The following is a 25,422-nucleotide window of genomic DNA, read 5'->3' on the forward strand; positions in this document are numbered from 1 at the left end:
CTTGATTTCCTTTTTACCTTTAAAATACAATCACTCAAGCGCTCACAAGACGCTTTTTCCAATATGCGATTTGCCGAAGAACTTCTGAAGAGGCTGTTCCCCCAAAGCTTTTACGACTTTCAACAGATTTTTCAACGGTCAAAACATCAAAAAGTGTCGCATTGATATCAGGACAAATTGCTTGAAGTTCATCTAATGATAAATCCTGAAGGCGACACTGTTTTTTTTCTGCCAATGCCACAGCTTGCCCTGTCATATGATGCGCTTCACGAAAAGGAATTCCTAGTTCGCGAACAAGCCAATCGGCAAAATCCGTCGCTGTTGCATACCCTAAATCCGCTGCTTGTTTCATGGCTTTTTTATTCACTTCCAAATCAGCAATTATCCCTGTCATTGCTGCTAATGATAATTCCAAACTCAAAGCCCCATCAAACACATATTCTTTATCTTCTTGCATATCCTTTGAATAAGCAAGCGGTAATCCTTTCATCACCGTTAACAATCCCATAAGTGCCCCATTCAATCGACCTGCTTTCGCTTGTACTAACTCTGCCGCATCAGGATTTCTCTTTTGGGGCATAATAGATGAACCTGTTGAAAAAGCATCGGATAAATAAATAAAACGAAACTGCTCACTTGACCAAAGAATGATTTCTTCTGCTAAACGCGAAAGATGCATGGCACAAAGAGCACCAGCGCTTAAAAACTCCAATGCAAAATCACGATCAGAAACACTATCAATTGAATTGCGCGTAGGTTCCCGAAAACCTAGCGCTTGTGCTGTCATAAAGCGATCAATCGGAAAACTTGTTCCTGCCAAAGCCGCAGCACCTAAAGGCGATTCATTCATTCGCTCACTAGCATCACGCATCCGCGATAAATCTCGACCAAACATTTCAACATAAGCCATCATATAATGGCCCAATGTTACGGGTTGCGCTAATTGTAAATGTGTAAAACCTGGCATATAGGTCTTGACATGTTGTTCTGCAAGAATAAGCAGTTGCTTTATCAATTGTTTTAAAGCTTGTGCTATTTTCTGCAATGTCTCACGCACCCACAACCGAAAATCAACAGCCACTTGATCATTGCGTGAACGCGCCGTATGCAAACGCCCAGCAACAGGACCAATCAACGCACTCAATCGCGCTTCAATATTCATATGAATATCTTCAAGATTTCGTGAAAAAACAAAGTCTCCCTCTTCAATTTCTTGTAAAATAATTTTAAAATCATGAGAAATTTTTTCATAATCAGACTGTAAAATAATCTTTGTTTGCGCTAACATCGCAGCATGAGAGAGCGGACCTTCAATATCTTGCCGATAGAGTTTTTGATCAACATCAATTGAGGCGTTAATTTCTTCCATAACTGCAGCAGGTCCTGCGATAAACCGCCCACCCCACATTTGGTTCTTTAACGTCTCATCTGTCATAGTTTAAAAGCACCGATAAAAAGGATAAAAGCCATGATTCCTCAAAGTTTTAATAACTCAAAGAAAAAAAACAAAAAGTGGAAGATTTTCATAACATCCTTTTTTGTTGCCATTATCTTAGTTGGTATCAGTTTACACGCAATAAAAAATCATCATGACAAGAGTGCCTCTTTTTCTACTAATTTTATTTCAAAAGAAAATACCGAAAAAATACAAGACAAAAAAATGATGACACTCCAAAAAGCCGCAACAGGCTTTTTTGCTCACATGCGATTTATTGATACACCCTTAGATATGAACTCTCTCTCTTTTAAGGATATTCAAGGAAAAGACCATACACTCGCGGAATTTAACGGAAAGTCGATACTACTCAATCTATGGGCTATCTGGTGCGTACCCTGTCGCACAGAAATGCCGGAACTTGCGCAATTAAAACGCGAATTAGGTGGAAAAAACTTCGATGTCATAGCGATTAATATCGATAAAGCCGCCTCTCCTGAAAAAATTCAACAATTTTTGCAAAATATTCATGCTGATAATTTAGCCTACTATCGCGATGAAACCATGAGTATCTTCAATGACATGAGAAAACAAGGTCTTGCTTTAGGACTCCCCATCACATTTGTCATTGATAAAAAGGGCTATCTCATTGCTTCCTATAATGGGGCAGCGCCATGGGCCAATGATGAAGCCAAAGCACTTATCAAAGCTTTCATAAAAGAAGCACAATAATCTAATAACCGCGTCTTTTTAAACGTTGGATTGTCAAATCCAATGCTGACAAAAAAGCAGAACGATCTTTACCACAAAAAGGACGTGGTCCTCCTGTGACATGCCCCTGCTCTCGCAAATTTTCCATCAAATTGCGCATGACTAAAGCTTGACCGATTGAATTGGCATCAAAAATACGCCCCGTTGGCGAAAGACAAAGCCCCCCAGACCGCACAACCCGTGCTGCTAAAAGGATATCACTGGTAATAACGATACTCGCCTCATGCACATGGTCGACAATCCAATCATCAGCCCTATCAAGCCCATCAGAAACAATGATTCTTTCAATGAATTCTTCTTGGGGAAGAGAAAGAAAACGGTTTGCGTCAATAAATGTTTTAAGCTGATAACGATTCATAACACGATAAATTTCAGCTTTTACAGGACAAGCATCCGCATCAACCAATAAAGTGATGGCTGGTCTTATTTCTTGCCCCATCTTTTGACTTTCATAGGATCTACAATTTTTTCATTCATCGAGGCGATTGCCAATAATTGCGATAAAACATGATTGCAGCGTTTATTTCACCCCCCAAAATAAAAATTGCACTTAATATATAAAGAAAGATAATGGCAACCATAATAGATGCTAACCCCGCATAGGTTGAGATATAATCAAACATCGTTAAATATTGCGCAAAAGCAAGAGAAGCCATAAACCATACAAACATTGTCACCACGATTCCTGGTAAAATATCTATGAATTTCCGCTGCCCTGCTGGAAGCCATTTATGGACAATCAAAAGACTCATAAACAAAATAACAACAGCAATTGTATAACGCCATAAACGAATGATCCCAATATATTCAGTCATAAAAAAAGAATGATTTTGCATAATTTTGATCAACAAAGGCGCTAAAATCAATAAAAAGCTCATCACAACAAGACCAAAAGCGCCAAGGATCACAAAAAACAAACTTTGAAAACGACAAAAAAACCAACTCCGTCGATCAGTCACACGGTAAGCTTTATTCAAAGCCGTACGCAAAGCTTCTATTCCATTAGAAGCAAAATAAGCCGTTCCAATGATAGAAAGCGTCAACACACCTCCTTGATGAAGAGTTAAAACATTGACAATTTCCTGAGATAAAGGTTCTGCAATGACATCAGGCAATAACTGCACCAGCGCTTTAATTTTTTGCGGTGTATAAGTAAAAGCCCCAAGAAAACGAGCAAAAGATGTTCCAAAAATAAAAAAAGGGAAAAATGCTAAAAGACCTGACAGCGCAACATGGCTTGCAAAAGCACTTCCATTATCACGCCAATAATGACTTATTGCGTCACCAAAAACACGATAGCTATACCAAAAGATATTTCTTAACAAACCTCAATACTTTCTGGTAATATCCTTTTTTCAGTTATCTCACGCTTTATAAAAACCATCGAGACTTTAAAAACAAACCCTTTTCAGTATAAAGGGCAGCAATTCATGTGGTCAAGCCTCCTCCTATCCAAAAACTGAAAAGCCAACAAATTTTACCAATTCAATGTCTTCTGTTGGAAGCGTTTTATTTTACACAAGAGTCACCCTTCATTACAGGCGGGTACCCCTCTCATTGTTGTCCAAAGGACTAAGTACAGCGCTGTATCTTCATTACAACGAACAATTTAACAGAACAGATATCCTAAGAAACATGATAAGAATAAGCAAAACAACAGCACAAAATTCAAAAATCGCTTATTTTACACGCCCTCTTTAGAAACACTATGACGTCCAAAATCAGGAGCATCAATTTCCTGTCCCGCCGCAATGATATTACGGCGCACAGCACGCGTACGCGTAAAAAAATTAAACAGTGTTTCACCATCACCCAAACGAATTGCCTGTTCTAAAAAAGCAAGCCCTTCACTAAAACGACCCAACATTTCTAAAATAGCCTCTTTATTATGCAAACAAATATCGCGCCACATAACAGGATCAGAAGATGCCAAACGTGTAAAATCACGAAAACCAGAAGCGGAATAAGCAATCACTTCTGAATTTGTTACTTTTTCTAAATCACTCGCTGTCCCAACAGTATTATAGGCAATCAAATGCGGCAAATGCGAAACAATTGCCAAAACAAGATCATGATGCTTAGGCTCCATTTTTTCGACACGTGCCCCACAAGCTTCCCAAAATGCTGTCAATCGTGCTACAGCCGTCGCATCACTCTCCGCAAAAGGCGTTAAAATACACCAGCGATTGATAAACAAATCAGCAAAACCAGCATCCGGACCTGAATATTCCGTTCCAGCAATAGGATGCCCCGGAATAAAATGAACCGTTTTTGGCAATAAAGGTGCCATTTCTGCAATAACCAATTCCTTTGTAGAACCAACATCACTCACAATCGCCCCTGGCTTTAAATGATCATGAATGTTTTTCGCCACCTCTGCACTCGCTCCAACAGGAACAGAGATAATAACGAGATCAGCACCTTCAACAGCCTCTGCATTATCCGTTGTATAAAAATCTCCAAGTTCCAATTCACGCGCTCTTTCCAAAGTTTCTTGACGACGCGTTGCAATAGAAATCTGAGCGGAAAGATTTTTCTTCTTTATCACTCTTGCTAAAGAAGATCCAATCAGACCAATCCCTATGAGCGCTATTCTTTCAAACTGAATATGAGACATATCTTACCTTTAAAGATTTTTTGCAAATGGCAACAAAAACAATTTTAAAAATCATAATTTTCCTGTTTGTTCATCTTAATGAGTTATGCGCAAAATATTAAAAAACGACAACTAGAGAATAAAGAATAACGCAGTTTATCAATCTCACCTGCACAAACAAACCACAGATCATTTTTACCTAGAAAATGCAAAAAATACATGACAAAAAATGTAACACCAAGCTTCTAAATTCTCACTTCATTGCTTAATCGCATACAACACATTGATCTATAAAGATAATTACAATATTTTATATTGAAAGAGATCCCTTAAATACTGAAGAATTATTTCATTTTAAGCCTTCTTATGTTGTTATGTCTTTTGCACCTCACAAAAGGGATAGCATATAGATAAAAACACTTAAAAGAAGAAATAAAAAGCCTCATGCTCTCTTAATGCCAAAGATTATCGTAACATTAGAGGCTAGAAAAGGATGTAATGAATACCGATTTACACTTTTGTTAAGCGTAGAAGCGGGAATGTTCAATGAATTGTATTTACGAAAAGCTTTACCGTTGTACCATTCATAAGAACCGTCACGAAATAGGTATAACCGCATTGAAAAATGTTTTTAAGAAAGCGCATGAATTTTTAAAACAAATGTATCTTGTAACATTATGCTTTGCATAAAAAATACCCCCCTAGAATTCTACGAGAAAGCCTCATATTCATCACATATTCTCATAAAAAATACCGAATGCGTAAAATTTTATTTGACCCCTTATATCACTAACCATTCATGTGATTTACTTCAATAAAGGTTCTATGAACAAGACTTGCTCTAAATATGAGTATGCACTTGAGAAATCACTGTAAAAGGCGATTTCCCTTCAACTTCTACCTGATAACGCAAAAGCTGTAACTGCTGAAAATACCTTTGTGCCGTACTTAAATAACAAATCATTATATTTTTAAATATGTTAAGCTGCCATTTGGCGTCGTGCAATAATTGTGAGTCCTAACAAAGCTTGACGAATGATAGCTTCACCCAAAAGCGGATTTTTACGGCTGTCTAAAACAGCACTCTGAATTCTTTCCATTGCGTAAGAAATCTGTTCTAACTTCCAATATTTTACAGCTTGTTCAACGGTTTTTTTCCGTTGAAAAAAAATGGGAGGACGCGCTTGAGAAACCACCGTAACAGGTGTTTTTCCTTCAACCTCTACCTGATAACGCAAAAGCTGTAACTGCTGAAAATGCCTTTGTGCTGTACTTAAAATAAAAAAAAGCGCCCCCTGCAATGCTGCATGTCGGTTAAAATGCGCTTCAAAGCCTGATATATCGCCCAATAAAAGAGCATCAATAATTTCATCTTGAGAAAGAGCACTGACATCACTTACAATAGCTTTCACATCTTCAAGAGTAATATGAACATTTGAAGCATAAAGGCAAAGCTTCTCTAATTCACCGCGTGATACAAGACGATCTCCCCCTAAACTTTCATGCAACCATCTACGTGCATCCAAAGAAAGAGTCTTCTTAAACTGCCCTAAAACCTCATCAATCAAACCGTCAAGAGAACGCATATCATCGGCAAAACAGGGCAGAGCCATTGCATTTGCTGCCGTTTCAATAACATTGCGCAACCCTGTTCCTTTTTTTAAATCCCCTGCCTCAATGAGAATAAAACTTTTTTCTGGTGGTTTCTCAATTAAAAGCTTCAAGGCTGCAAGAAAACCTTTTTGGTTAGCAGCATGAGAAATCCATATCAAACGATCTCCCCCAAAGAGCGAAAAAGTACGCGCTTCATTTTCCAAACATGCGGGATCTTTATCAATGTCAGCAGCATCCAAACGAATTGTCGAAAATGGGTCTTCTATTGCGACTTTTGTGAGCTTCGCAAAACGTTGGGCACGTTCACAAATAAGACCACGATCTGGCCCATAAATGAGAACAATAGGAAAAGCACGTGAGAAACGCGTTAGAAACTGGTCAACCTCATGTGCTTTTTTCTGAGCCACACTATTAATCCATTAACAGTTCATCATCATCAAGAACTTCCCCGCGCACTTTCTGAAACATACCAATTAAATCATTAACATCCAAGCCCTTACGCTCTTCATGACAGACATCCAAAATCACTTTTCCACCATGCAACATCAGTGTGCGATCTCCATAATCAAGAGCCTGACGCATAGAATGGGTTACCATAATAGTCGTTAATTTTTTCTCTTCAACGATTTTTTCAGTCAACCGCATTACAAAATCAGCCATTCTAGGATCAAGTGCTGAGGTATGTTCATCAAGCAATAAAACATCCGCATGAGCTAATGTTGCCATCACAAGACAAACGGCTTGGCGTTGTCCACCGGATAAACTGTTCATAGGATTATGAATATACGCTTCAAGACCAATGCCTAATTGAGCAATTTTCTCTCGAAAAAATTGCCTTTTTTCATGGTTTAAAGCTGAACGCACACTACGACGATTTCCCCGAAGAGCAGCAAGAGCCAAATTTTCTTCGATTGTTAAAGAACCACAACTTCCCTTTAACGAGTCTTGAAAAACACAAGCAACCCTTCCAGCACGTTCGCTAACGGATTGCCTGGAAACATTTTGCCCATTGATAACCACTTTCCCCGTCGAGGGAAGCGTTGCTCCCGCCAAAACACTCAGCAACGTTGATTTACCCGCACCATTTGAACCGATAACCGTAACAAAGCTACCCTGATCAATTTTGAGGTTAATATCAATTAAAGCCTGTTTTTCCAAAGGCGTTTGCGGTTTAAATGTAACCCCAACATGAAAAAGCTCAATCACGTTTACGCCTCCTCCAATAGCGTGGCACAATAAGAGTTAACACAACCAACAGTGAAGTAATCAACTGCAGATCTGTCGACGTATCAATACCAATTCCATTGGCTTCAAATGCAAATTGCACCGCCACACGATAAAGTACAGACCCCACAATACAACTGATTATAATCCAAAAAATATTACGTGTACGAAAGAGCGTTTCGCCAATAATCACGGCGGCCAACCCAAAAACAATTGTACCAATTCCACCGGTAATATCTGTTGCAATTGCAGTTTGAATATAAAGAGAACCACCAAGTGCAACACAGGCATTGGAAAGCCCCATACCAAAATAAATCAATGCAGATGTATGAACACCTTGAGCGGTCGCCATGCGTGGATTAGCGCCCATTGCGCGCATAGCAAGACCTATTTCACTTTCTAAAAAGCGCCAAATCAAAAACGCCACAACCAGCAATACAATCCCAACGAAAAGAGGACGCACAAAGATATCAGACAACCCAAACAAATTATAAAAGGGTGTTAAAGCCGTATCGGCAAGCGCCAAATTAACATTGGACCCTCCCATAATTCCCATAATACGAAGGTTAACCGTATAAAGTGCTGACATTGTTAAAATGGAAGCCAAAAGATTCAAAATACCAAAACGCAAATTCAATAGAGCTGTTAATAAACCAGCAGCCATACCAGCACAAAAAGCGCATGCCATAGCTGTCCATGGGTTAAAACCTAAAAGAATCAAGACGCCACAGACACAGGACCCAAGAAGAAACGAGCCATCAACCGTTAAATCAGGAAAATCCAAAACGCGAAATGAGAGATAAACCCCTATAGCAACAAATGCGTAAATAAGGCCTAATTCCACAGCGCCAGAAAAGGCAAATATATTCATGTAAAGACAATCTCCATGAAAACTTAACGGTTTTTATTGTATCAACACCCTATCAACAAAAGTTATTGAATCACTTTTGTTGCGCGGTCAATAACGGCCTGTGGGATAACAATTCCTGCTTTTTTGGCTGCTTTCATATCAATTCGAATGTCATTATTAGCCGCCTGCACAACATCAATATCACCAGGTTTTTCACCCTTTAGAATACGCACGACCAATTTTCCAGCATCAACCCCTACATCATAGAAATTCACACCTTGCGTCATAAAAGGCCCACGACCAATAGTATTAGCATCAACAGTAAATACAGGCATATTGGCTTCCTCTGAGACCTTTATGGCACCTTCCAAAACAGATAAAATCGTATTATCAGCAGGAACAAAAATGATATCGACTTTACCGATTAAAGCGCGTGTTGCTGCCTGAACATCAGAAGGTTTGGGAGCCGATGAAGGAATAATTTCAATTCCAGCTTTTTTTGCCACATCCTTTAATACTTTAAGTGTTGAAACAGAATTTGCTTCAGAAGCATTATAAAGATAACCAATTTTTTTCAGATCTGGTTTTACTTCTTGCAAAAGTCTAACACTTTCTGCAACATCTATACGATCAGAACTCCCCGTCATATTACCGCCAGGTTTCGTCAGAGAAGAAACGATTTTAGCTCCGATAGGATCAGAAATCGCTGCAAAGACGATAGGAATTGTTTTTGTTGCCGCAAGCATTGTTTGTGCTGATGGTGTGGTAATCGCCACAATAACATCAGGTTTATCACCAACAAATTTACGTGCAATTTGCGTTGCCGTTGAAATATTACCCTGTGCTGATAAAAAGGTCAGTTGAAAATTTTCACCTTGCTTATAACCATTTTCTGCAAGAACATCTTCCACACCTTTACGAACAGCATCCGCAGCAGGATGGACCATAATTTGCGTTATTGCAACCTTAACGTGCTTAACTTGATCATCATCCGCTTTTGCAACAGTGTTCATCATAAAAACAGCTGCAATGACAATCCCTAATATATTTATTCTCTTCAACATGATACTCCACCCCTCTGCATGAAAAAATTAAAAAAGGAATAGTTTATTACTGAAGAATCTTCTAAAATCAATCTCTATTTCATTTTATCGAAATATAGACAAAATAAATCAAACTGAAATGATATTTTTTTGTTGCAATTCATAAAAGCCTACGCCATACAGACAAGATATATATCGAATCGGTGAGCGGGTGTAGCTCAGGGGTAGAGCACAACCTTGCCAAGGTTGGGGTCGTGGGTTCGAATCCCATCGCCCGCTCCATTGAATTTGGATTGATTCGTTCTTGTGTGGATGTATCTTGCGTTTGTAGCTTGCCAGCGGGTTTTGTGTATTTTGACAGCAGGTTTTGTACCAATTTATTTTGTTTCACATGATTTTTAAGGGGTTCTCAAAGGGTCTTCAAAGACCTTTCAAAGGGTGTTTTAAGATTCGTCATTTTTTGTGAGAATCTATGGGTTTTTGCTCCTCGATCATCGAATAATCATTTTTAGCTCAGAAAAAATAGCCATTACTTATATGAAAGTGATTTAAGCGGCATTTCTTTAGGAAATCATTGTAATTTTCTAGGTCGCTCGTGTAAAATAAACTTGAGACAATTCCCATTGATTTATGACGCTGTTTGGCAACAATAACTTTGGCTTTTCCAGAAGTATTTTTTCCAAAGGCATTTTTTCTAACAATATTTTTCACTGTCTCTTGCCATTGCAAGGGTAATTTTTTTTAATATTGGCAGCGGATTTTTTGCGACCGTTTAGATTATAAAAGCTTATGCAAAAGAATTTAAGGTTACCTTTGAGCTAAGGAATTTTTTACAACCTTCAACATTAAAAGATCAATGAAAAATGATAAGGAAAACAAATTCTTAACAAATCAAAAATTAACTTATCATTAGAGAATAATTTTTGTTCAAAGGTACGTTTTTTGCCAAAAATGTGCTCTCAAATGCAGGTTATTGATTTTTCAAATGGAGTATCTTCTGTTAATTCAACGTTATCTCTGCTAAAAATTTACAAGAAACGATATCTGTAGACCAAGCAAAGTCCATAATTGATTCCTTTAATGCACAGAAACGATCTTTAGCTTGGTGGGTTGGACCTCATTCGTCTCATTATAACGTTGATGAAGTTCTCTTAATCATTGGTTTAGAGCATGTTGAAACAGAGGGCGGAATGGCGGCTTTAGCGCAAGATATAGATTCACATATTACTTCTACACCGGATAACTTCAAAATAAAGGAAGTGGAATCACTTCAAGATTTTAGAGATTACGGAAATGTTATGGCATCAGTATTCGAGCCTTTTGATGAAGAAGCGGTCATATTTTATAAAACAATAGGAAGCTGTTATAAAGAAGACCCTGATGTAACTATGTTCGTTGGTTATATAAATAAAAATCCTGTAGCGATATGTTTTTGTATGAAAGCGGATGAAATTGGTGGCGTGTATGATATTGTCACCAATCCAGATTTTCAGAAAAAAGGTATTGGGACATTCATGACAAAAATTGCCATTCAGTATTTAAAAAGAAAGAATTGTCATGTTATTGGGATGTAAGCATCACACGAGGGAATTGGCATTTATAAAAAATTGGGTTTTATAAACTTTGGTGAATTTAAAGTTTATTCCAATAAACACATGATCATTTAGCAACGGACTCTTTTTTGCTCATCAATGAAGAGAATTTATTATTCTCAGCAGAACGCAAATATAGCCAACCAATCAATACAGCAGTGAATATGATAGGATCAACGATCTTTAATATCGTCTTGTAAAAAGTCTTTCCCTCTACCTTTTTTGCCATCAACTCTTGAGTTATAGGAGTCTCTCGCTTTCTTTTTTTACATTTAAAATTGCTTTTTACAAGGCGATATATTAATCGTAAAAAACATATATAAAAGCAATAAATTATAACTTTTTTCTCTCTGAATTCTCTTTAAATACAAAACAACTGTTAAGCTATAATGTGTTAACATTTATCCGTGATCAATTCCAAATGGCATATAATAACGAAACAAATTCATAGAGTGGAGATTTTTCACCATAAATTGTTGTATCAATTTTTCCACAATGCATAAAAATGGTGAAGTGGACCTCTTCCTTTCCCGACTTGCAAAGCATTTGAGGCAGATAACGCTCCATGTAAATAATCTTTTGCTTGTTTAACGGCGCAATCCAAAGGTTGTGTAGGCAATAAAGCTGCAATGGCAGCAGAAATTGTACACCCTGTCCCATGATCATGTGTGGTTGAAAGACGAGAAGCTTCAAGCATAACCAGACTTTCACGATCACAATAAAGATCTGGACTAGAACAATCGTAATTTTCTGTACTACTTCTGGTAAGCGTATTCAAATGTCCGCCTTTTAATAAAACCGCATGACACCCTAGCGTCAAGAGTCGTGGAGCATATTGATACATAGCCTCTAAAGACCATTGCACATCACATCCCAATAACAGTGCAGCTTCAGGTAAATTTGGCGTGATCAAAGTTGACATCGGCATAAGAACATCACGCATAATTTCAATGGCATCAGGCTTTAAAAGAATATCACCACTTTTTGCCACCATAACCGGATCAAAAACAATGAAACGCACTTTATGATAAGCAAGACGTTCTGCAATAGCCTGTGCAATTTGAGCATTTGCGACCATACCAATTTTAACGGCATCAACGTGGATATCCTCAAAAACAGAATCAATTTGATCAGCAACAAAAGAAGCATCTAATGCCTGAAAAGAATGCACACCCTGAGTATTTTGTGCAACAACAGCTGTAACCACACTCATACCATAAGTTTTCATAGCTGAAAAAACCTTCAAATCCGCCTGCATTCCAGCACCACCAGAAGGATCTGTTCCCGCAATAGATAAAATCCGTGGAATAAAAAGTTTATCTTTTTGTAATTCCATCAACCTCTTTCCTTCTGTTTTTAAATATAAGAAAATAAATTACCGAAAAAATAGATGCTTGAAAAAACATAAAGAAAATGTTTTCTCGTGTGAATTATATTATATACGAAGTCTTCTTATAGATATAAAATGGAAAATATAGTGCTTATCCTTCGTTCTATTCTTTTTACATTCGCTTTTTATACCACAACTTTCATACAAATGATTCTTTACGCTCCCGTTTATTTTCTCATGCCCCGCAAAAAGGCATGGATTGTTCCTAAAACATGGGCGCGCGTAACACTCTTTTTGCAAAAATACATCGCAGGCACACGTTATGAAATTGAAGGATTAGAAAATCTCCCCCAAGGGGCCTATATCATTGCTCCAAAACATCAATCTGCATGGGAAACTTTTAGCCTTGTTCCCTATTTTGATGATCCTACTCTCATTTTAAAACGTGAATTGATGTGGATTCCCTTGTTTGGCTGGTATATGGCAAAAACACAAATTATCCCCATTAACCGCACAACGCCTATCAAAGCCTTAAAAACCGTTATACAAAAAGCAAAAGAGAAAGTAAAACAAGGACGCCAAATCCTCATTTTTCCTGAAGGGACACGCCGACAACCTGGTCAAGAACCAGATTATAAGTCAGGAATTGTCGCACTCTATAATGAATTAGAACTTCAAGTTGTCCCTATTGCGCACAATGCGGGTTTATATTGGCCACGAGGTAATTTCCGCCGCTATCCCGGAACAATTCGTGTTCGTATTCTTCCCCCGATAGAAGCTGGTTTAAGCAAACGTGATTTTCTAAATCAACTGATCCAAAAAACTGAAGAAGCATGTGATGAACTGCTTCTGTTAGCCGCTCAAGATCCTACCCCTCCTCCTATGCCACCATCTGCTGTTCAGAAGCTTCAAAAACTAAAATATCATGAAACACAATCTTGATTGATAAAAAACATCACTTTGTGTGTTAAATGCAGCATATGAAACAAAAATATAAGGGAGATATTTCAAACTTTTTCATCCAAGATTATAAAACACACATCATCAAAAATGATCAATGTATGAATTTTTTGAGAAAGCATTTTTCCTCTCCTTAAAATCGTTTAAATAACACACAGTATGTTGATTTATAAAGATATTTCAGTGTTATTCAACGTAAATGAAAAACCTGAATACTGTAAATTTGTTCCATGTTGAATCAATAAAAACCTTTTTCTTACACGTTACAAGCGAAAAGAGCTGTAGAGATAAAACCCATAAAAGAAAGACACGCCTCTTATCAACCGTCTCAAGTGCTAAAGGCTAGTCAGCACCATTGGAGGCTAGAAAAGTGTGTGATACTGGCTTACTCCTTCACAAATACAACATTGATAGTGAATAATGAATGATAAGCGCCAACATCTTTTATAAAGATTATAGCTCTTACGAGCGATATTTTAAAAGAGATATGAAAAAACTGCTAGATATTTCTTTAAAACAAGCGCGTGAATAAGCAACGCAACAGTATTTTATTTTGAGAATTCTATCTTGCATAAGAAACGTGCACCCCCATTAAAGAAAGTTCATAAATGAGCTGCAGAACTTTATATTTATTCAAAAACAGTGTTAAAAATGCTCCCGACAGGGTGAAATGAAGAGAAAAACAAACAATCTCTTAAAAAAAGACACCAATCAACAATATAATGGCGTGCTGTTTTTCATATATAATACATTGATTTATAACAATGTTTCGTGTTGAACTATAACATCCAATATCGTAAAATTACTCTTTTCTTATATTAAATCAATTATCTGCCGTTGCAAATGAAATTAATGTGTAGGCAAAAATTATTAAAGCAAAATATATAAACACCTTTCATAGCCCCTCTCAATATAAGGATTATTTTAAAAAGGCATCTTTTATAGCACCCCACCCCATTTTACACCATTGACTATGAATGGTATAATGGTAAATCTGTTGAGCATCCCCATTTTTACGCTTGTGAAGCTGCAAGCTGCGCCATCCCCCCCCTTTATCAATCCTCAAATGCGATAGCCCTTGGTATTTAAGACGATTCATAACAGGTTTTATTGTACAGTTTTTATTCACGTAGACTTCCTCGTTTGTAACGTACAAGCGGGTTGTTTTGATTGATTCAACATGAAATAGCTTTAGAATGAAAGAAGCTGACGATATTCAAGGGTCTTATTAAACACGTAAAACTATAAACTATCATTATAAACAAAATATATTAAGTAATAGAATAACAGAAAAAATGTATGATGAAACGGGCTTTTTTCTTTCTGAAAAATAACAATATCTTCAAAAAATTAAATCTTGTATAATCTTTATTATTTAAAAAGTATTTTTTGAAATACTTAAGCCATCAAACCAAATTCGAGGGGAAACTGAAGATGAGTGTTGGTTTTTATTCCAGATACATAACGCAATACAATAATTAACCATCTGTCCTCTCTATTCTAGACTTAAAAGCTTTGTATTCTACATTAAAACAATTCTAAATAATGAATAAGAAGGAACTGAATTTAAACTCATGCAACGTCTCTTTTATAATTTATTTTTTTCTTTCATCTTGAGTTTGTCGAGCACTTTTTCTTTAGCACAACCTTTTATTTCTGTTGATGTTACAACGGGACATATCTTAAAACATAATCAGGCTTTTGAGCGTTGGTATCCAGCTTCCTTAACAAAATTAATGACCGCTTATGTTATTTTTCGCGCTATGAGCCGAGGGGAAATTTCACCCAACAAACCGATCACCATCAGCGAATATGCTGCAAAAGCTCCCGCGTATCGTTCAGGCTATAAAGCTGGTTCTGCTCTCACACTTGATACAGCCTTAAGTATCACCATGGTTAAATCGACCAATGATTTGGCCATTGCCATGAGTGAAGCCGTTGCTGGTTCACAGAAAGCTTTTGTACACAAAATGAATAGAGAAGCTAAACGTTTAGGCATGTTTGGCACTCATTTTGCAAACGCAAGTGGTTTACCAGATCCTCAAAACTATTCCACCGCACGCGATATTGCTCTTTTAGCTGTCCAAATACGTCGGGAGTTTCCACAATATGCTCATTATTTTTCTATTCCAGCCATTGATTTTGGTAATAACCGAAAAATCCAGCATAACTCAAACAACCTCATTGGTCGTTTTTATGGAATAGACGGTATGAAAACAGGCTTTATTTGCGCCTCTGGTTTTAATCTTGTTGCCTCAGCTACTCGCAATAAACGTACAATTATTGCCGTCATTTTAGGCGCGAACAACGTAAGTGAAAGAGAAGAAAAAGCAGCACAACTTCTTGAAATAGGATTTTTACATCAAGGAAGCCCCCAATTAACACTCACAACATTAAAACCTTATGGGAATAACATAACACAAGCCAACAATATGAGCCAACAAACATGCACGCCTGAAGCCATAAAAATGCATGCCAATTCATATGACGATCAAGGAAATATTATTCTCACCTCACCTTTTATCACTGCACCATCTTCTTTTTATCATCCTTTAGTAGTACATCTTATTCGTAGTCCACAAATGCCTAAAATAACAGTAAAACCCCTAAGAAAACCCCATAGTCCCTATAAAAGACGCGCAAACTATTCTATAAAAAAGCCGTAAGACACTTTTAAATCTACAGCTGTTGAATCAATTAAATCTGTCTCTTTCACATCACAAGATGTGATGAGCATAATAGATAAAATAATCAAAGTAAGGAATTAAAACTCTTCCTATAAGACCTTTTAAGTGCGAAGAATTATCATAAACATGAGCACTGAAAAGTAGCATGATTGCACCCGCACTTACCTTTATAAACTTAGAAGGAGTGATAAAATGGATTTCGTAGGCAATTATCCATCACATATCCCTCACACCCCATTATAAATGGGGTTGACGTCATAAGATATGTTTCTTTAAAACAGAACCACGGTTGATGATTAAAATGAAAATGAAGCGCATTCCTCTCACGCTGATTACTGGTTTTTTAGGCTCTGGCAAAACAACTTTGCTCAACCGTATGCTACAAGACCCTCTCTTAACCGAATGTGCTGTTATCATCAACGAATTCGGTGAAATCAGTATTGACCATCTTCTTGTTGAAAAGACGACAGAAGGAATTATTGAGCTTACCAATGGTTGCTTATGCTGCAATTTACGCAGTGATCTCATTGATACATTGATGGATTTAATCAATCGCGTCGAAACAGGACAGATTAAACAACTCAAACACATTATTATTGAAACAACAGGGATGGCTGATCCCGCCCCTATTTTACAAATACTTTTAAGCCACCCACTGTTTATTCAAACACTGTCTATAAATGCTGTTCTTGCAACATTTGATACATTAAGCACACTTTCCATATGCGAGCGCTATCCTGAAATATATAAACAATTAATCCTTGCTGATAAAATTATTCTCACCAAAACAGATCTCACAGCCCCACAATCTCTTTCAAATACGCTCCTTAACACACTCAAAAGAATGAATCCCACAGCACAAATCATTGATGCCCATTCTGAAGATTTCTGTTCAAATCTATTAATAAATCACACATTATGGAATGAAACAGGAGACAATACACACCTTAAGCAAAATCTTACCACCGCTCCACACGATCATGCCCCCCATAAAACCATTCGTACCTTTTCATTAGATTGTGAAGAACTCGTTGATTACGCTACAATTGAAGCTTTTTTAGATCTCCTACAAGACCGTTATGGTACAAAATTACTCCGTATTAAAGCAATAATCGCATTGCGTGATGATCCTTATCGCCCCCTTGTATTACATGGCGTACAAACATTTTTTCACCCCCCCATAAGACTGTCAGCATGGCCAAAAGGAATAAAACAAACACGTTTTGTCATTATTGCCGATGATATTGAAAAAGAAGCAATACAAAAACTTCTCAATGCTTTTTTTAATAAACCAGCCATAGATACTGAAGACAAAACAGCTCTCTTGGAAAACCCTCTCATCATTCCAGGAATAAAGTTTTAATTCACCCATAATGTTAAAATCCATTGAGCCATAACTTCTTTACGCTTAAAAAAAAACAAAACAGCTCCACCATAGATTTTGCCAGCCCCCAATTTTTGGTAGCTCTCGGCACATGAGACGATTCATGAGAGGCATTTTTATTGTACAATTTTATCCATGCAGCACTTTGCGCTTAGAATATGCAAGCGAATAATTTTGATTGATTTATCATAAACAGATTTTTAGATAAAAAAATCTCATGATATTCAAGCTCTTATTAAAACAGAAAATTATAAATCAAATTGTTATTGTAAAATTTTTTAATATTTACCACTCTGTAATCAAGTTGTTTTCTCTCGACGTACACTTCATCTGCAAATCACTTCATGTGATTCATTTCAAAAACTCCATTGGATACGTTCTTGGTTTTAAATACTCTACTTAACTCTATATTTCTTCAGCTGATTGAAACAAAACCCTCTTAAGTTTAAACAAAAAAACTAAAATCAACAGAGCTGATAACGTATTTTTAGATGTATATATGTATCTTATAGACCAGCACGATAAGATAATACTTTACAGGATAAAAGAATAAAACCCTTTGAAAGTAAAAAGAGAGAAACATTTTATGTTAATTCACTCTCCACGAGAAAACCAAAATTGCCATCCATACTGGTCTGCAAACAACCCAAATTCTCTGGGCAAGTTGCTCTTGGCCCTCCTACTTCGATTTACTGACATAAAACTTTATAAACACTCAGCGTTTAAAATAGATAACTCCCTTAAACACCTCATGCATAAAGTTTTGTATGTCTTGTATCGCCATCGTAAGCGATGGTATTTTACAGTATAGCGGAATAAAATAACGTTCACTTCATGAGGGAAACTGAAGTTTTATCAACATCGCGATTAAAAACGTAACGTTTTCCATAAACTTCAACGATTGGTGGTTGACGATTTTCTTCAAAAAAATCATATCCTTTCTTAAGCATAACCCAAAATGGATAATGGGGATCATTGCCATGACGTAACATATTATCCTCGGTCATGCGGAAAGGAAAAGCCTGCAATTGAAATGCTCTTTGTCCTCCTTTAAAAGCATCCCGTGCAAACGCATAAATTTGAGCCATATTTTTATCACTCATAGAATAACAACCAGCGGAAAAGCAAGAACCATGCACCATAAGATTGCTTCCTGTACGACCATTTTCCTGATCATAAAGGTTAGGATATCCTATATTAAAAGAAAGATAATATTTTGAATAAGGATTCATTTGGTTTGCAGTAATCGTATAAAAACCTTCCGGTGTCTGAAGATCCCCTTCTTTATATTTAGGTCCAAGCTTACCAGACCATTTGCAAATGCCATAACGAGCAACCAAAATAAAAGGACCTGAACGAGATTGCTTCCAAACTTCAGCAAGATTTTCTTCCTTGAAAAAGCGCATCACAATTGGTGCATAGGGATCAATATCGTACAAAGCCATTCTATTCTGGATTTCTTGCGGAAGAGGCTGCTCAACTTTAGCACGAATAGAAGCTGGTAATCTTCCTTCACAGGCCGACAATATTCCCATGACAAACAACACACACACAGCCAGGAATCTGTTAAACGTCATCGAAAAAAACTCCAATCCAACATCCCTCATAAAAACGACTTATGCTAATGACCGACCAATTTGAAGATATTTTTCCCTTCGCTCTTGTTTAAGAACTTCACCATCTTTTCCAGCCATAGCTTTTAAAGCCTCTGAAATAATCTCACCCGTTGCATCAATAGCAATCTCTTTATCACGATGCGCTCCCCCTACAGGCTCTGAGATAATGCCATCAATAATCTTTAAGCGAAGCAAATCTTGAGCGGTAATACGCATATTCATTGCAGCATCTTTTGCACGCGCTGGATCACGCCATAAAATAGACGCTGCTCCTTCTGGAGAAATAACCGAGTAAATCGCATGTTCCAACATATAAACTTTATTGGCAGCGGCAATGGCTATCGCCCCCCCAGAACCACCTTCTCCAATCACAACGGATACAACAGGAACCTTTAGGCGCAAAGTGGCCGCTGTTGATTGAGCAATTGCTTCTGCTTGCCCACGTTCTTCAGCGCTTACACCAGGATAAGCACCTGCCGTATCGACAAAAGTAAGAAGTGGCAAACCAAAGCGGTCAGCCATTTCCATAATACGGACAGCTTTACGATATCCTTCCGGACGTGCAGAACCAAAATTATAGCGTAAACGTGTTTGTGTATCGTGACCTTTCTCTTGACCGATGTAAGCAACTGCTTCTCCCTTAAAGCGTGCGAATCCAGCTTGAATAGCCTCATCTTCAGCAAACTTTCGATCTCCTGCCAAAGGTGTCACATCACTCAATAGGCGCTTAGAATAGTCCATAAAATGCGGACGATCAGGATGACGAGCAACTTGTGTTTTTTGCCACGGCGACAATTTTTTATAAAGATCGCGCAATGCCGTTTTTGAACGTGCTTCAAGACGCGCAATCTCGTCACTCATATCAAGACCGTCTTTTTCTTGAGAAATTTTTTTTAATTCAAGAATTTTCCCATCAAGATCAGCAACTGGTTTTTCAAAATCAAGATAATTATACATTTGTACCAACTCATTCAGTGTCACTTATACACTTATAATTTGCTTTATAAAGTTTTTTTCAAAAACATCAGCTTTTCTTTAACGCGCCTTTTACGCATCGGCAAGTGGATGATGCTCATTAACGAGACGATAAAGTCCCTCTTCCAACACATGGGTATAGATCTGAGTGGTAGAAATATCAGAATGACCTAACAAATGTTGAACGGCACGCAAATCAGCACCATTTTGCAAAAGATGGCTGGCAAAAGCATGGCGCAACACATGGGGAGAAAAGCTTTCACTTTTTATTCCAGCCCTTTTAGCCAGATTTTTCAATTCCCGTGCCACAACTTGACGCGCAATATAGCCTGTTTCTGAATGCGCCGGAAAAAGATAAAGACTTTTCGCATCTTTCCCTTGATCACGCAAATCCAACCACTGCAAAAGAATTTGATGGGCTTTTTTTGATAACAGCACCATTCGTTCTTTTTTTCCCTTACCGCGAACCAAAATATTGTATTCTTTCCCCCGAACAGCCTGCACAGGCAGACTGACCAACTCACTAATGCGTAAACCTGTTGCATAAAGCATTTCGCTGAGCAGCTGAAGACGCAATGCGCGCAAATAGTCCTTAGATCCATAATCTGCTTGATTAACCTCCAACTGCGCCAAATCAAGAAATTTTGTCACCGCATCTTCACTGATAATTTTGGGCAAAGGACGCCCTTGGCGAGGGGCATCAATATCATTGGAAGGATCATCGGCTCTTAATCCTTCTGCATAAAGAAACTGATAGAATTGACGCAATGTTGATAAACGACGCGCTTGTGACGTTGCAGCAAAACCCAATGTATACATGAGCGATAAAAGACCAATGAGATCCTCCTTTTGTGCTGAAAGGAGTGAAACCGAATGCGACGACAATTCCTCTTGTGCCCACTGTAAATCATACTGATAAGCCGCAAGAGTATGAGCAGAAGCGCCTCTCTCAGCACTCATCATTTCAAGAAAACGCTCTATCACAATGTTACTTTTCATTGATTCATTCTCAAAGAAAGAGTCAGCGAATCCAAAGGGACATCAACAGATATATCCACAGTTGCAGGTTCAACAAAAACGACAAGAATGATCATTATACTAAAAAGAATAGCAAGCAAAATGAAAAGAATCATCAAAAGTCTGGTTAATGTTGGCATAAAATAATAAACTTTCCAAAATACTCTATCTCTTATTTTATCTTATAAAGATTAACAGGAATTGACTTTAAAGCAGATAAATGCCGAAATAAGCTATGAAAAGTAATCGACCCCAACATCCGCCCCTGTCACAAATAAAAAGACAAATCTTATCATCTCTCGATAATCAAGCTCTTGTGTTTGTTGGTCTTATGGGGGCAGGAAAATCAGTCATCGGAAGACGTGTTGCCACCATACTTGATTTACCCTTTTATGATTCTGATCAAGAAATTGAAAAAGCAGCGCAAATGTCTATCACAGAAATTTTTAAAATCTATGGTGAAGCGGAATTTCGTTCCCTTGAACAGCGTATTATTTTCAACCTCATCAAAAAGCGCCCTCTTGTCTTAGCAACGGGTGGCGGTGCTTATATCAATCAAGAGATACGAAAAACGATTCATCAAAATGGAATACCGATCTGGCTCAAAGCAGATCTTGATATCCTTATGCAACGTGTTTCCAAGCGTCCAACACGACCGCTTCTTCAAACAGCCAATCCTAAAGAAACGATGCAAAAACTCATGGAACAGCGTTATCCTCTCTATGCAAAAGCGAACGTAACAATTAACAGTCATAAAGAAAGCCCCCACAGTGTAGCAAAAAATGTCATACGATCTCTACAGCACTACCTCTATACAAAAAAATAACGATAGAAAGAATAAGCATGCAAGTCAAAACTGTCACCATTAAATTAGACAAGCACTGTTACGATATCATCATTGGTCCAGATCTTATTACGCGAGTTGCTTTACAAATTAAGGATTCACTTCAGAAAAAAATTTTTCATCAAACGCGTTTAGCAATTGTTACAGATACAAATGTTGCACCTCTCCATTTGGATCCATTACAAGCAGAGTTAACAAAAAATAAAATCCATACTGTCCCTATTATTGTAGAAGCAGGAGAACAATCAAAATCATTTTCAACCTTGCAAACTGTCATCGACCAAATTCTTTCCGCACGCTTAGAAAGAGGTGACTGTGTGATTGCTTTTGGTGGCGGTGTCATCGGAGATCTAGCAGGATTTGCAGCAAGTATGATCCGCCGCGGAATGAACTTCATTCAGATGCCCACAACGCTTCTTGCACAAATTGATTCCTCTGTTGGTGGAAAAACAGGCATCAACAGCCGATATGGTAAAAATCTTATTGGTGCTTTTTATCAACCACAATGCGTTATTGCTGATACATCTGTTCTTGATACGCTCCCACCACGTGAATTTCGCGCAGGTTATGCGGAAATGGTCAAATATGGACTTATTAACCAACCTGATTTCTTTGAATGGCTTGAAAAAAACGGACAAGAAATTTTTTCTAATGGCGCGATAAGAATAGAAGCCATTGTTCGCTCATGCCAATTTAAAGCTGCCATAGTCGCACGTGATGAATATGAAACAGGAGAGCGTGCCCTCTTAAATCTCGGTCATACCTTTGGGCACATGCTCGAAACAGCAACTGCTTATGATTCCAAGCGTTTAATTCACGGTGAAGCTGTAGCAATTGGAATGATTCTTGCCCATCAATTCTCCGCACAACTGAATCTATGTGACCCCACACTCACACATCGTATCGAAACACACCTTAAAGCTGTGGGTTTGCCCACACAGTTAAAGGATATCCCCGGAAGGCTACCAAATGCTGAAACATTAATGACTTTCATTGCTCAAGATAAAAAAGTTTCACAAAATAATTTAACCTTTATTTTGACACGCGGACTTGGCCAATCATTTATTGCAAAAAATGTTCCACCAGATGCAGTTTTATCCTTTTTGGAACAAAAATTATCAGAAATTCGTTAATTGATATTGAATATAATTGATTCGTTTTTATACTTCTATTAAAGGAATAGCTATGATGATGTCTGCGTAGCTCAGTAGGATAGAGCACAGGATTCCTAAAGAAATTGGGCGCTTTTAGGAGAAATCCTTAAAGTGGATCTGCTCAAATTCGGGGAAAGCTTCATGGGCAAAACGATATGCCAATCCCGAGCCAAGCCTCTCTTCACATGAGAGGAAGGTGTAGAGACTGAACGGGCAGCACCTAAAAGGCGGAAGCTTCAAGGTGAAGAGACAGTCCAGACCACAAACAACCAATAAGGTTGGCGGTGAAAACCGAAGTGGTATGAATCCTGGGGTCGCAGGTTCGAATCCTGCCGTAGACACCATCAGATTAAAGACAAATTACTTTTCATATAGGGAAGCATTATGAAAAAAACTCTACAAATTTTAGGATTTTTTTCCTTTTTATTATTTTTCAATGTCACTAATAGCTTAGCTGCTGCTTTAGTCATTGAAGTGTCAGGTAATCCAGAAACACAAACCATAACCTATCAATGTGATATGGGAGAAAATAAAGAACGCGTTAAAGCAACCTATCACAACGCTGACGATATTTCATTGGTTGATTTTAAATGGAAAGACGATCGTATTATCGCTGCGAATGTAATTGCTGCTTCTGGAGCAAAATATGTAGGGGAGCAATATATCTGGTGGGAGAAAAATAAAGAAGTAACACTTTATGATCTTATCCAAGATCCAGAAGAAAAAAAACCCATCCTCTGTAAGGATGAATCACTGTTATTATTTTAAATAACTGAGGAAATATCATGAAAAAAATTGCTTTTATTGTAGGATTTTTTACTGCTTTAAGCCTACCGCTCTTCGGTTCACTTAATGCTTTTGCTGGCTCTTTAGTTATTGAAGTCCCAGATGATCCAGAGCCCACAACAGAAGTTACTACCTATCAATGCGAAACAGGGACAAGTAAAGAGTCTATTGAAGTAACCTATCTCAATGCTGGGAACATTTCACTTGTTGATTTCAAATGGCAAGGAAAACGCATCATCGCTTCCCGTAGTATCAGTGCTTCTGGAACAAAATATATGGGAGGACCCTATATATGGTGGACAAAAGGGAACGAAGCCATGCTTTCTGATCTCATCAATGACCCAGAAGAAAAAAATCTTATTCACTGTATAGAAGAACAAAAAACAGAATAAAAAAGCTTATGGTATCTTAAAAATCGCTCTGGCTCGTATCACATGACATTTCTTCGGAAGCAGGTGTTTGTTTTTCCATGTGACGTGATAAAAGGGCCAGCGGTTTTTCTAATTTATTTTCTGAATAGTGTCGATAAGTTGCTGCTTGTGATACCAACATAGAAGCGACGGGTATTGTTACAAGTAAAAAAATCACCAACAAAAATTCATGAAAAACAAAATGATGATCGACAAAAATTGAATAAAGAAACGACGCAACAAGAATACTACCAGCGCCCCAACTTGTACTCAACGAAAGCATATGTAAACGCTTATAAAAAGTGGGAAGACGCACCAATCCTATCGTTCCAACCAGTGTGAGACCAGATCCTAAAATCAAAAAAACAGTGACAGCAAGTGCAACAACAAGCGATGCATCATCCTTCATTCAATAATCTCCCCCCGCATGAGAAATTTTGCCAAAGCAATACTTGATATAGGACCCAATAAGCCAACAATAAGCGCTGCCACAAAATAAATGGTTGTTCCTGAACGGATATCAAAGGTCAGAAATAAAAGAATAGTGATTATATAAAGAGCATCCAACCCTACAATCCGATCTTGCGCCCGTGGCCCACGAATCAACCGAAATAAGGCGAGAATCATTGCCAAACTTAAAAAAAACTGTGAAAGATAAAGCCCCCAATAAAGGATCACCATACTCATTAAAAAATCTCCAAAAGTAATTGCTCATAGCGTTTTTTGATCAATTTTTGGTAATCATATCCATTTTCAAAATTTAAGACATGAAGCAAAAGTTCACTATTCTTTCTATTATAGGCAATCCAAACAGTCCCTGGAGTTGCTGAAAGAATACAGGCCAAAACAGCTAAAGCGGTGCGACTTTCAAGCGAAATGGGCACCACAATAAAACCAGACTGCTGTTTCCGAGTTTTTTTGGTTAAAACGAAGCAAGCCACAGCAATATTTGAAATAATAGAATCAATAAACACACGAAAAAACAGCTGAAAAACGGCACGCCAACTTTTAATCGTTATTTTTTCCGGCTCAAGAAGCCGCATCATCCAGCCCCCAAATAACGCAATGATAATTCCTAAAAGTAGTTGACCAAAACTAAAACCATTTAAAATCAGCCACATAAAAATAATTGCT

The 25,422-nt window shown here is 37.7% G+C and carries 24 protein-coding genes, 1 tRNA gene and 1 pseudogene; 10 read left to right on the top strand and 16 right to left on the bottom strand.

Annotation, left to right across the window (positions count from 1 at the left end; genetic code table 11):
- Window positions 1-34: 34 nt before the first annotated feature.
- Entirely contained in the window at window positions 35-1,435 is a 1,401-nt protein-coding gene (argH, locus tag D1093_RS01090; RefSeq protein WP_120100072.1) for an argininosuccinate lyase, read from the bottom strand.
- Between the two features lie 33 nt (window positions 1,436-1,468).
- Here argH and D1093_RS01095 point away from each other — a divergent pair, with 33 nt between their 5' ends.
- The gene (locus tag D1093_RS01095; RefSeq protein WP_120100073.1) at window positions 1,469-2,167 is read left to right on the top strand and encodes a TlpA family protein disulfide reductase; all 699 of its coding nucleotides are present in this window, start codon (window positions 1,469-1,471) and stop codon (window positions 2,165-2,167) included.
- A 1-nt stretch (window position 2,168) separates the two neighbouring features.
- Here the strand turns inward: D1093_RS01095 and D1093_RS01100 are convergent, their stop codons facing one another.
- The 7 genes from D1093_RS01100 to D1093_RS01130 form a co-directional block, all read right to left on the bottom strand.
- Complete coding sequence (locus tag D1093_RS01100) at window positions 2,169-2,645, bottom strand: YaiI/YqxD family protein (RefSeq protein ID WP_120100075.1); 477 nt, start codon at window positions 2,643-2,645, stop codon at window positions 2,169-2,171.
- 34 nt (window positions 2,646-2,679) lie between these two features.
- Complete coding sequence (locus D1093_RS01105) at window positions 2,680-3,531, bottom strand: YihY/virulence factor BrkB family protein (RefSeq protein WP_120100077.1); 852 nt, start codon at window positions 3,529-3,531, stop codon at window positions 2,680-2,682.
- A 359-nt stretch (window positions 3,532-3,890) separates the two neighbouring features.
- A complete protein-coding gene (locus D1093_RS01110) occupies window positions 3,891-4,823 on the bottom strand; it encodes a prephenate/arogenate dehydrogenase family protein (RefSeq protein WP_120100079.1) in 933 nt (310 codons plus the stop codon).
- A 959-nt stretch (window positions 4,824-5,782) separates the two neighbouring features.
- The gene (gene holA / locus D1093_RS01115; RefSeq protein WP_120100080.1) at window positions 5,783-6,823 is read right to left on the bottom strand and encodes a DNA polymerase III subunit delta; all 1,041 of its coding nucleotides are present in this window, start codon (window positions 6,821-6,823) and stop codon (window positions 5,783-5,785) included.
- Window positions 6,824-6,827: 4 nt separating this feature from the next.
- On the bottom strand, window positions 6,828-7,622 hold the full coding sequence (locus tag D1093_RS01120) for an ABC transporter ATP-binding protein (protein WP_120100082.1): 795 nt from the start codon (window positions 7,620-7,622) through the stop codon (window positions 6,828-6,830).
- Window positions 7,615-8,511 carry an ABC transporter permease gene (locus D1093_RS01125; protein ID WP_120100083.1) on the bottom strand — a complete coding sequence of 299 codons (897 nt, stop codon included), beginning with the start codon at window positions 8,509-8,511 and terminating at the stop codon, window positions 7,615-7,617. The genes D1093_RS01120 and D1093_RS01125 overlap by 8 nt, the downstream gene beginning before the upstream one ends.
- A 62-nt stretch (window positions 8,512-8,573) precedes the next feature.
- Window positions 8,574-9,554, bottom strand: coding sequence for an ABC transporter substrate-binding protein (locus D1093_RS01130; protein WP_120100084.1), 981 nt, complete (start codon window positions 9,552-9,554; stop codon window positions 8,574-8,576).
- A gap of 186 nt (window positions 9,555-9,740) precedes the next feature.
- Here D1093_RS01130 and D1093_RS01135 point away from each other — a divergent pair.
- Together D1093_RS01135 and D1093_RS10100 are read left to right on the top strand one after the other, a co-directional pair.
- Window positions 9,741-9,815, top strand: a tRNA-Gly gene (locus tag D1093_RS01135).
- A gap of 908 nt (window positions 9,816-10,723) precedes the next feature.
- Entirely contained in the window at window positions 10,724-11,107 is a 384-nt protein-coding gene (locus D1093_RS10100) for a GNAT family N-acetyltransferase (protein ID WP_244614011.1), read from the top strand.
- Between the two features lie 499 nt (window positions 11,108-11,606).
- Here D1093_RS10100 and thiD read toward each other — a convergent pair whose 3' ends face one another.
- Window positions 11,607-12,461, bottom strand: a complete 855-nt coding sequence (gene thiD, locus D1093_RS01150; protein ID WP_120100088.1) for a bifunctional hydroxymethylpyrimidine kinase/phosphomethylpyrimidine kinase — start codon at window positions 12,459-12,461, stop codon at window positions 11,607-11,609.
- A gap of 129 nt (window positions 12,462-12,590) precedes the next feature.
- Between thiD and D1093_RS01155 the strand changes: the two genes are divergently transcribed.
- Window positions 12,591-13,397 (top strand): lysophospholipid acyltransferase family protein, encoded by an 807-nt coding sequence (locus D1093_RS01155; protein WP_120100089.1) that lies wholly within the window; start codon window positions 12,591-12,593, stop codon window positions 13,395-13,397.
- Window positions 13,398-14,334: 937 nt separating this feature from the next.
- Here D1093_RS01155 and D1093_RS01160 read toward each other — a convergent pair.
- Window positions 14,335-14,544: a DUF4102 domain-containing protein gene (locus tag D1093_RS01160; protein ID WP_120100091.1), complete on the bottom strand. Its 210-nt coding sequence runs from the start codon at window positions 14,542-14,544 to the stop codon at window positions 14,335-14,337.
- Window positions 14,545-14,989: 445 nt separating this feature from the next.
- On the opposite strand from D1093_RS01160, the gene D1093_RS01165 reads away from it, so the two are divergent.
- Both D1093_RS01165 and D1093_RS01170 read left to right on the top strand, forming a co-directional pair.
- Window positions 14,990-16,081 (top strand): D-alanyl-D-alanine carboxypeptidase family protein, encoded by a 1,092-nt coding sequence (locus tag D1093_RS01165; protein ID WP_120100093.1) that lies wholly within the window; start codon window positions 14,990-14,992, stop codon window positions 16,079-16,081.
- A 322-nt stretch (window positions 16,082-16,403) separates the two neighbouring features.
- Window positions 16,404-17,465 (top strand): CobW family GTP-binding protein, encoded by a 1,062-nt coding sequence (locus D1093_RS01170; protein WP_174767414.1) that lies wholly within the window; start codon window positions 16,404-16,406, stop codon window positions 17,463-17,465.
- Between the two features lie 848 nt (window positions 17,466-18,313).
- On the opposite strand, the gene D1093_RS01175 is transcribed toward D1093_RS01170, so the two are convergent.
- The 3 genes from D1093_RS01175 to D1093_RS01185 all read right to left on the bottom strand — a co-directional run bounded on the left by D1093_RS01175 (window position 18,314) and on the right by D1093_RS01185 (window position 21,076).
- Window positions 18,314-19,063: a L,D-transpeptidase family protein gene (locus D1093_RS01175; protein ID WP_120100096.1), complete on the bottom strand. Its 750-nt coding sequence runs from the start codon at window positions 19,061-19,063 to the stop codon at window positions 18,314-18,316.
- 39 nt (window positions 19,064-19,102) lie between these two features.
- A complete protein-coding gene (locus D1093_RS01180) occupies window positions 19,103-20,059 on the bottom strand; it encodes an acetyl-CoA carboxylase carboxyltransferase subunit alpha (RefSeq protein ID WP_120100098.1) in 957 nt (318 codons plus the stop codon).
- A 90-nt stretch (window positions 20,060-20,149) separates the two neighbouring features.
- Window positions 20,150-21,076, bottom strand: a complete 927-nt coding sequence (locus tag D1093_RS01185) for a site-specific tyrosine recombinase XerD (RefSeq protein ID WP_120100099.1) — start codon at window positions 21,074-21,076, stop codon at window positions 20,150-20,152.
- 253 nt (window positions 21,077-21,329) lie between these two features.
- On the opposite strand from D1093_RS01185, the pseudogene D1093_RS01190 reads away from it, so the two are divergent.
- The 4 genes and pseudogenes from D1093_RS01190 to D1093_RS01205 all read left to right on the top strand — a co-directional run bounded on the left by D1093_RS01190 (window position 21,330) and on the right by D1093_RS01205 (window position 24,270).
- Window positions 21,330-21,963: pseudogene (locus tag D1093_RS01190) on the top strand (shikimate kinase).
- Entirely contained in the window at window positions 21,938-23,071 is a 1,134-nt protein-coding gene (gene aroB / locus D1093_RS01195) for a 3-dehydroquinate synthase (RefSeq protein ID WP_120100103.1), read from the top strand. Before D1093_RS01190 ends, aroB begins: the two are co-directional and overlap by 26 nt.
- Window positions 23,072-23,476: 405 nt before the next feature.
- Window positions 23,477-23,860 (top strand): MliC family protein, encoded by a 384-nt coding sequence (locus D1093_RS01200; protein WP_005774290.1) that lies wholly within the window; start codon window positions 23,477-23,479, stop codon window positions 23,858-23,860.
- Between the two features lie 17 nt (window positions 23,861-23,877).
- Window positions 23,878-24,270 carry an MliC family protein gene (locus D1093_RS01205; protein WP_120100104.1) on the top strand — a complete coding sequence of 131 codons (393 nt, stop codon included), beginning with the start codon at window positions 23,878-23,880 and terminating at the stop codon, window positions 24,268-24,270.
- Window positions 24,271-24,286: 16 nt separating this feature from the next.
- On the opposite strand, the gene mnhG is transcribed toward D1093_RS01205, so the two are convergent.
- From mnhG to D1093_RS01220, 3 genes are read right to left on the bottom strand one after another with little or no spacing between them, the layout of a single operon-like run.
- A complete protein-coding gene (mnhG, locus tag D1093_RS01210) occupies window positions 24,287-24,697 on the bottom strand; it encodes a monovalent cation/H(+) antiporter subunit G (protein WP_120100106.1) in 411 nt (136 codons plus the stop codon).
- Window positions 24,694-24,975 carry a K+/H+ antiporter subunit F gene (locus D1093_RS01215; RefSeq protein ID WP_120100108.1) on the bottom strand — a complete coding sequence of 94 codons (282 nt, stop codon included), beginning with the start codon at window positions 24,973-24,975 and terminating at the stop codon, window positions 24,694-24,696. The genes mnhG and D1093_RS01215 overlap by 4 nt, the downstream gene beginning before the upstream one ends.
- The gene (locus tag D1093_RS01220) at window positions 24,975-25,409 is read right to left on the bottom strand and encodes a Na+/H+ antiporter subunit E (RefSeq protein ID WP_425290658.1); all 435 of its coding nucleotides are present in this window, start codon (window positions 25,407-25,409) and stop codon (window positions 24,975-24,977) included. The genes D1093_RS01215 and D1093_RS01220 overlap by 1 nt, the downstream gene beginning before the upstream one ends.
- Window positions 25,410-25,422: the final 13 nt, after the last annotated feature.

Source organism: Bartonella kosoyi (genome assembly GCF_003606325.2).
In the GTDB taxonomy this organism is placed as follows: Bacteria; Pseudomonadota; Alphaproteobacteria; order Rhizobiales; family Rhizobiaceae; genus Bartonella; species Bartonella kosoyi.

Excerpts from the sequence above, each read along its gene's own strand:
- aroB (WP_120100103.1), top strand. The coding sequence starts at position 21,938 with ATGCAAGTCAAAACTGTCACCATTAAATTAGACAAGCACTGTTACGAT.
- D1093_RS10100 (WP_244614011.1), top strand. The coding sequence starts at position 10,724 with ATGGCGGCTTTAGCGCAAGATATAGATTCACATATTACTTCTACACCG.
- D1093_RS01220 (WP_425290658.1), bottom strand. The coding sequence starts at position 25,409 with ATGTGGCTGATTTTAAATGGTTTTAGTTTTGGTCAACTACTTTTAGGA.
- D1093_RS01180 (WP_120100098.1), bottom strand. The coding sequence starts at position 20,059 with ATGTATAATTATCTTGATTTTGAAAAACCAGTTGCTGATCTTGATGGG.
- mnhG (WP_120100106.1), bottom strand. The coding sequence starts at position 24,697 with ATGAAGGATGATGCATCGCTTGTTGTTGCACTTGCTGTCACTGTTTTT.
- D1093_RS01155 (WP_120100089.1), top strand. The coding sequence starts at position 12,591 with ATGGAAAATATAGTGCTTATCCTTCGTTCTATTCTTTTTACATTCGCT.
- D1093_RS01125 (WP_120100083.1), bottom strand. The coding sequence starts at position 8,511 with ATGAATATATTTGCCTTTTCTGGCGCTGTGGAATTAGGCCTTATTTAC.
- D1093_RS01100 (WP_120100075.1), bottom strand. The coding sequence starts at position 2,645 with ATGGGGCAAGAAATAAGACCAGCCATCACTTTATTGGTTGATGCGGAT.
- D1093_RS01185 (WP_120100099.1), bottom strand. The coding sequence starts at position 21,076 with ATGAAAAGTAACATTGTGATAGAGCGTTTTCTTGAAATGATGAGTGCT.
- D1093_RS01205 (WP_120100104.1), top strand. The coding sequence starts at position 23,878 with ATGAAAAAAATTGCTTTTATTGTAGGATTTTTTACTGCTTTAAGCCTA.
- D1093_RS01165 (WP_120100093.1), top strand. The coding sequence starts at position 14,990 with ATGCAACGTCTCTTTTATAATTTATTTTTTTCTTTCATCTTGAGTTTG.
- D1093_RS01175 (WP_120100096.1), bottom strand. The coding sequence starts at position 19,063 with ATGACGTTTAACAGATTCCTGGCTGTGTGTGTGTTGTTTGTCATGGGA.
- D1093_RS01170 (WP_174767414.1), top strand. The coding sequence starts at position 16,404 with ATGAAAATGAAGCGCATTCCTCTCACGCTGATTACTGGTTTTTTAGGC.
- argH (WP_120100072.1), bottom strand. The coding sequence starts at position 1,435 with ATGACAGATGAGACGTTAAAGAACCAAATGTGGGGTGGGCGGTTTATC.
- thiD (WP_120100088.1), bottom strand. The coding sequence starts at position 12,461 with ATGGAATTACAAAAAGATAAACTTTTTATTCCACGGATTTTATCTATT.
- D1093_RS01095 (WP_120100073.1), top strand. The coding sequence starts at position 1,469 with ATGATTCCTCAAAGTTTTAATAACTCAAAGAAAAAAAACAAAAAGTGG.
- D1093_RS01130 (WP_120100084.1), bottom strand. The coding sequence starts at position 9,554 with ATGTTGAAGAGAATAAATATATTAGGGATTGTCATTGCAGCTGTTTTT.
- D1093_RS01200 (WP_005774290.1), top strand. The coding sequence starts at position 23,477 with ATGAAAAAAACTCTACAAATTTTAGGATTTTTTTCCTTTTTATTATTT.
- D1093_RS01215 (WP_120100108.1), bottom strand. The coding sequence starts at position 24,975 with ATGAGTATGGTGATCCTTTATTGGGGGCTTTATCTTTCACAGTTTTTT.
- D1093_RS01110 (WP_120100079.1), bottom strand. The coding sequence starts at position 4,823 with ATGTCTCATATTCAGTTTGAAAGAATAGCGCTCATAGGGATTGGTCTG.